At 50.6% G+C, this 5,730-nt stretch carries 4 protein-coding genes and 1 pseudogene; 3 read left to right on the forward strand and 2 right to left on the reverse strand.

Going from position 1 to position 5,730, the window contains the following annotated elements; translation table 11 throughout:
- Window positions 1–49: 49 nt before the first annotated feature.
- Window positions 50–1,558 carry a dipeptide/tripeptide permease DtpA gene (dtpA, locus tag VH86_RS24160; RefSeq protein WP_045813990.1) on the reverse strand — a complete coding sequence of 503 codons (1,509 nt, stop codon included), beginning with the start codon at window positions 1,556–1,558 and terminating at the stop codon, window positions 50–52.
- Window positions 1,559–2,210: 652 nt separating this feature from the next.
- Between dtpA and VH86_RS24165 the strand changes: the two genes are divergently transcribed.
- A complete protein-coding gene (locus VH86_RS24165) occupies window positions 2,211–2,900 on the forward strand; it encodes a CTP synthase (RefSeq protein ID WP_045834380.1) in 690 nt (229 codons plus the stop codon).
- Window positions 2,901–2,932: 32 nt separating this feature from the next.
- On the opposite strand, the gene VH86_RS24170 is transcribed toward VH86_RS24165, so the two are convergent.
- The gene (locus VH86_RS24170) at window positions 2,933–3,961 is read right to left on the reverse strand and encodes a zinc-dependent alcohol dehydrogenase family protein (protein WP_369800379.1); all 1,029 of its coding nucleotides are present in this window, start codon (window positions 3,959–3,961) and stop codon (window positions 2,933–2,935) included.
- 654 nt (window positions 3,962–4,615) lie between these two features.
- Here VH86_RS24170 and VH86_RS26240 point away from each other — a divergent pair.
- Both VH86_RS26240 and VH86_RS24175 read left to right on the forward strand, forming a co-directional pair.
- A pseudogene (locus VH86_RS26240) lies at window positions 4,616–4,788 on the forward strand (type VI secretion system tube protein Hcp); the annotation flags it as partial.
- Window positions 4,789–5,245: 457 nt separating this feature from the next.
- Window positions 5,246–5,730: contractile injection system protein, VgrG/Pvc8 family (locus tag VH86_RS24175; RefSeq protein ID WP_369800380.1), on the forward strand; the 485-nt coding region annotated here is incomplete at its 3' end.

Consider the following 5,730-nt stretch of genomic DNA (forward strand, 5'->3'; position numbering starts at 1 on the left):
TAACTGATCGGCATTAGGGCGTTGGCCCGGCTTCGTGACATCACATCCATTACTGATTCGCGTTGGCGCTTTTCAGTTCAGGCTGTGTAGCATCATTCTGCGTCATGCGGTTGAGCAGTGGCGCGGTGATCAGCATCAGAATGGCGATCACACCGGTAGCAATACCAATCTGCTGGAACACATGGCTGTATACCTCCAGCGAAGCATGCGGATCGGTCACATCATTTGGCACGGCCATCAGATTAGCCACTTTACCGGCAATCATTGCGGCACCCGCCGTGGTCAGGAACCATGAGCCCATGATGAAGCCCATCAGACGCTGTGGGACTAACTGTGCCACCATCGCCAGGCCGAGACCGGAAATCATCAATTCGCCCACGCTCTGCAGTGCATAGCTGATGATCAACCAGTTCACCGAAACGATACCGGCATCGTTAGCGAATTTGGCACCAAACGGCAGCACCAGGAAGGCTGCAGAGCAGAGCACCATACCAATCGCGAACTTATGCGGCATCGGCAGTTTGTCGCCCAGCTTGTTGTATACCGCCGCCAGAATCGGGCTGGCCAGCATGATCCAGAACGGGTTCAGCGCCTGGAACTGTTCAGGTTCGAAGGTAATGCCCAGAATGGCATGCTCAACGTTACGAATGGCGAAGAAGTTGAGTGAAGTTGGCATCTGCATGTACAGCACGAAGAACACAATCGCTTCGAGCATTAACAGGAAGGCGACGATCATCTTACGGCGAGCCGCACCCTGCAACGCAAAGGCTTCTTTCGCGAACACCAGCACGATGCCAATGGCAATCACGCCCAGCGCCATACGTGCAATGCTTTGGTGATGCAACAGCCAGGCCGCAATGGCAACCAGCGCCACCACACCCACCAGCGTCATCAGCAGTTTGCTGACGTTCAGTGGAGCAAAGTCCGGTTTAGAACCGTAGTTTTTCACCAGGCGCTGGCAGAACAGGAAGTTCAGTAAGGTAATCACCAGACCCACCACGGAGAGCGAGAACGCTGCGCCCCAGCCGTAATGTGCAGCCAACCACGGTGTCAGCATCATCGAGAACAGAGAACCGATGTTGATCGACATATAGAACATGGTGAATGCACCGTCGATGCGCGGATCATCTTTCTCGTAGCAGGTAGACAGCAAAGAAGAAGGGTTGGCTTTGAACAAGCCACTACCCACGGCAATGGTCGCCATACCTACATACACCATCGCGGTATCATGGCCTGAGAAGGCGATCAGCGCATAGCCGAGTGCCAGCACGATAACGCCGAGCACAATCACACGTTTGGTGCCCAAGACTTTATCGCCCAGCCAGCCGCCAATCGCGACCATGCCGTAAACCAGGGCGCTGAACGAGGTAAACAGGGTAATAGAGTCCGCTTCGGACATCCCCAACTGTTTCACCAGGTAAACGGCCATGATGGCTTGCAGACCGTAGTAGCCGAAACGCTCCCACAGTTCGATGGAGAAGATTAGATAAAACGCTTTCGGCTGTTTGAATGCGTTGAGGCTTACTGCCTCGTCAGTGTGTTTGTTTGCAGTTGACACTTGTACCTCAGTTTATACATAGCCTGTTTTGCGACAGGAATTAAGTCTGCGTCGGGCTGAGTAATCCCGCGCAACATTGTTATTAGAAAGGAAAAACGGCGCCTAATTTGGCTGAATCAGACCAACAGGGCAAGCATTTTTTGCACGCTGAAATACTTGTAACAGGTAGGGTTAATGCCGTTATAAGAAGTTGTAAATCAGTGTTAAATATTGCTGTGTGGCATTATATCAGAATAAACGTGTTAACTGGAGATCCTTGGGATCATTTTCCTGATATAAACCGCTTAGGGTCTGTTTTGCAGGATATAACGCTGTAGATGATAATTTATACCAAAATAAAGACCGCATATGCGCATTTACTAAGCACAATTGCTTGATTGTTGAGCGTAATAAGCTGGCTAAAGTTTCCAAATGGCTAATTTGTTGATCCTGCGCACAAAATTACGATTTAATTAAAACCGTAAAAGAAGTAAACGATTGCGTGGTCAACATCCGTCGAGTTAATCACCATAAAGAAGAACATTTAACCGTATAAAAAGCAGGCATTAACCTAAATGCGCGTTAACGAAAGTGAATGATACCTCGCTAAAATGCACTTAGACAGCTCTGGAGGTTTGCTGTAACCTCGTTTTTTCCCTGAAAGGACGTAACCATGACGCAGTCAGTTCGTGTCGCCCTTGTTGGCGATTACCGTGCCAATGCCGTTGCACATCAAGCCATTCCTCCTGCTGTTCAGTTTGCCGCAAAATCTCTCTCGCTCGACGTCACCGCCGACTGGATCGCCACTCCTGACATCAATCAACATCACTGGAACGATTACGATGCCATTTGGGTGGTGCCGGGCAGCCCGTATCTCAACGACGAAGGTGTCTTTGCAACGATCCGCTGGGCGCGTGAACACCACAAACCGTTCCTCGGTTCATGTGGCGGTTTTCAGTATGCGGTGGTGGAGTACGCCCGTAATGTGCTGGGCTGGGAAGATGCCGGGCATGCGGAAACCGATGAGGGTGGACGCTGGGTGATTGCCCCGCTGGCCTGTTCGCTGGTGGAACAGCGCGGCACGGTGACTTTCGAGCCCGGCTCAAGGATTGCGCAAGCTTACGGCGCGCTGGAAAGCGATGAAGGGTATCATTGTAATTTCGGCGTGAACCCGGAATTCAGTGACGCGCTGGCGACCCATAATCTGAAGATTACGTCGTGGGATTTGGATCGCGACGTGCGCGGTGTTGAACTGACCGATCATCCGTTCTTTGTCGCAACGCTGTTCCAGTCAGAACGGGCGGCGCTGCAAAATCGACTATCACCGCTGGTGGTTGCCTGGCTGCAGGCTGCGGCAAAATAATCGGTTGAACAGAGAGGCTGCATAGCCTCTCTTCACCGGTCCAGACACAGCATAGGCTTGCGTGACCGCCCTGACTGGTGATAACTCTCGATGGCCGCGCGCCACTCGCTCAACGGAAAAATCTCCACTTCGCCACAATCGCTGTTGCGCAGCAGCGGCCAGAGCGCGAAGAAAAGCTGCTGCCACTGCGCCGCGCCAATATCGCCCAGGGTGTGCCGCACATGAAACCAGTGCAGCGCCGGACGGTTGGCATTCACTTTTACCGGCGTGCCGCTTAACACACCGTAAGCCACAAACTGTGCGTGCTCAGGTAGCGCTTGCCAGATGAGCTGTCCCACATCGCCACCCACCGCATCAAAAACGATATCTGTTTGTGCACTCACCGCTTTCAGTGTTTCCTGCGCAGTATCCTGCAACGCAGTCAGGCCCAGGGCATGCAACCTTTCTGCATGTGCTGACGCGCGATACACCACCACAACCTGATGTGCACCGTGCAGTTGAGCCCACTGTGCCAGCAAAAGGGCGCAGGCGGATCCACCCGCCGTGATCAGTACGTTTTTACCGCTGACCGGCCATTGCTGCAACATCAGCAAAGCGGCAAGCGGATTGATATAGGCGCGAGCCGCCAGCGTGCTGGGAATGTCCTCTGGCACCGGAATAGCGAGCTGCGGATCGATATCCACATTATGTTGCCAGCAGCCGACGCCGCGCAGCGGCAGCACACGCTGGCCAACCCAATGTTGAAAAGAGAGGGGCGCGGCGATCACCGTACCCACACCTTCGTAACCGGCCACCTGTGGCGGCGCGACACGGTGACGATAAGCACCGGTTATAGGGATCAGGTCAGACGCGTTAATCGGCGCATAGTGCATTTGTACGCGCAACAAGTCAGCGGGACGTGGGGCTAAAGGGGAAGATTCCAGCGTCAGTACATCAATAGGATCGCCAAACTGCCGATACCACAGCGCAAGATTGCGCTCGGTCATCGGCATAGGCTCAGACTTGGGTTTTGGCGTCAAATTGGGAAGGTGAAGTCCCAAATAACCATTATTTAATGCCATGAGGTTTTAGCTTAAGGACGATTTCTTTTAATTCTACATGACCACTTTTGCTTTTTTCCATTAATAGCAACCCGTTAATGCATTGGATTATATCCTCTCGCTTAAAGCCCAGGCCTGCCGGCATCTCTGATAGAGAGGAAAATGTGTCCCAAACTGAGTGCTATTTGTGAAACAGAGATAGCGGCGACGCATTTCCCCCCCTCAACCTCGGCAATGTGTACCGGGCGCAATGTCCACTGCAATCCCCTCCAAAGTAATCTCCAGGTGAAAGTTGTTAGATCTGCTTACTGGTTTTCTCTCATTTAAACGAAGTGACCGCCTGAAAATAAATTTTCTTAAAAATTTTTTTCAGATATTTCTGATTAATTTATGAGCTATCTAACAATGACTTAAAGTCAAATTTAAGAATTTCCTTATACAAATCAGCGATAAGCAGTCGTGGCGGACTGTTGATTTAGGTCCGTTAATTACTTTATATTCGCGCACGAACTGACAGGAAAAGTCGGGTCTTAATGCTTTTCTTTACTATTTATACGATTGAATCATGAGTAGGGCTTATCAAGCTGGTGCTTTGAAAGTCCGTTCCAATTTACGCCAGTACCTACACACCGAAGGGGCGCATAAGTCAATCGAGCTTCCCCTCACGTTCATAAGGAGAACCTAAGGGTGGCGAAGATTAACCCTGTGATGCACGACATCAAGGGCACTTATAAAAAGAAGCACAACTACCTGGAGCAGATTGAACTGCGCAGCGAATAAAAACCTGGACTTACAAGGATGTCAAAATCATTCATTCCAATTCCTTGAAGGAACGCGCCTTCGCGTAAGCCCGCGTGGGTGGTTCACTGTCCGCTTTTTCAGAGGTTCGCCTGCGCGCAAATACGCCTCTGAAAAATACACCGATTTACAGATGCCTCAGACCTTATAGGCCTCGGTTAACGGCCAGGGGCGGTAGCGTGCCTGAAACAGAGTGTGAATTTATCAATTTTAGTCGTCGCAGCAGTCGTATGACAATCACTGGTGGCGGTTTTTCCCTGTGGAAAAGCATGCGATATCGGTGACGTTAATCCCTGATAGCTTGATAAAGAAGTCAATATCGGCAATCAAGAAAAAAAATATTACTGACGTTATTCTCTCTGCAATTAGTGGGAGACATAACAATTCGTCATCAAGGAGAGAATGACAATGATCCCCTCTGGCCTAATAGAAAAAACAGCATCGGCAATTTCCTCTACGCTCAATCGTTATTCTTTATTGATTCCAGCGTGCAATTCACCGATTGATGTGGAAAATCTTACGGGCGTGGAAGCGCTGAGCGAGAACTACCTCTACAGCGTGATGTTCACCAGCCCGGATAATGACATTTCGCCAGACCGGATGCTGCGCAAAGCGGTCACGCTGACTATGGGCATTGGACCTCTGCAGAAATTCGAATCGCAGAAGATTGTTCACGGTTATATTACCGATTTCCGCCGCCTGACGGGTTCCGCCGACCAGGTCAGTTATCTCATTATTATTGAGCCCCGCTTTGCGCTTCTGGATAAGCAATACCGCACACATCGCTTCTTTGTGAATAAATCCGTGCCGGAAGTCGTCAGCCAGATACTGGATGAGCATGGTTTTCACGGGTGGGAATATGAGTTCAGCCTGAAGCATGACTATCCCAGAAGGGAACAGATTAACCAGTATCAGGAAAGTGACCTGAAGTTTGTTCAGCGTCTGGTGTCTGAAATCGGCATCTTCTACTACTTCACGCTTCAGCCCGATAC

This window comes from Pantoea sp. BL1 (assembly GCF_000963985.1).
GTDB lineage: Bacteria > Pseudomonadota > Gammaproteobacteria > Enterobacterales > Enterobacteriaceae > Pantoea > Pantoea rwandensis_B.